This is a genomic window from Rhizobacter sp. P2_H2 (assembly GCF_056403375.1).
Genome location: NZ_JBFUFP010001753.1, coordinates 1 through 638, shown reverse-complemented (window position 1 = coordinate 638; position 638 = coordinate 1). Strand labels below are relative to the sequence as shown.

Here is a 638-nt window from a genome sequence, read left to right as displayed (position 1 = left end):
GGCGCTGACCACGCTCGGGCAGCAGCCCCRCGGGCTGCGCCGCATCGCCGACGAGCTGCTGAGCGCGCTGGGCGGCGCCGACCTGCGGCAAGGTCCAGGGCCAGGGCATGGCCTGATCGTGCTGGACGATGCGCACCGCATCGCCGATGCGCGCATCTTCGAGCTGCTCGACCTGCTGCTGGAGCAGCTGCCGGCCCCGTGGACCGTGCTGCTCGCGAGCCGCACCGATCCGCCGCTGTCGCTGGCCCGGCTGCGCGCGCAGGGCGAGCTGCTCGAGCTGCGCCAGGCCGACCTGGGCTTCGCCGACGACGAGGTGCGCGCGCTCGCGGCCCGGCGTGGTGCCGGTGCCGAGTTCGTGCAATCGCTGGTCGAGCGCCTGCAGGGCTGGCCGGCGGGCATCCGGCTGAGCCTCGATGCGGCCACGCTCGCCGGCAAGCGCACGCCGGCGGCACTCGGCCAGCGCCACCTGTTCGACTACCTCGCGAGCGAGGTGCTGGCCGACATGCCGGACGGGCTGCGCCGCTTCCTGCTGCAGACCTCGGTGCTCGCCGAGCTGGAGGCCGGGCGCTGCAGCGCGCTGACCGGTGACCCGCAGGCCGCCGGCTGGCTGGACGACATCGAGCGCCGCGGCCTGTTCG

General features: G+C 75.4%; 1 protein-coding gene. It reads left to right on the top strand.

The window, feature by feature from the left end; all coding sequences use genetic code 11:
• Positions 1-118: 118 nt before the first annotated feature.
• Positions 119-638: winged helix-turn-helix domain-containing protein (locus AC1D15_RS36015; protein ID WP_477829856.1), on the top strand; the 520-nt coding region annotated here is incomplete at its 3' end.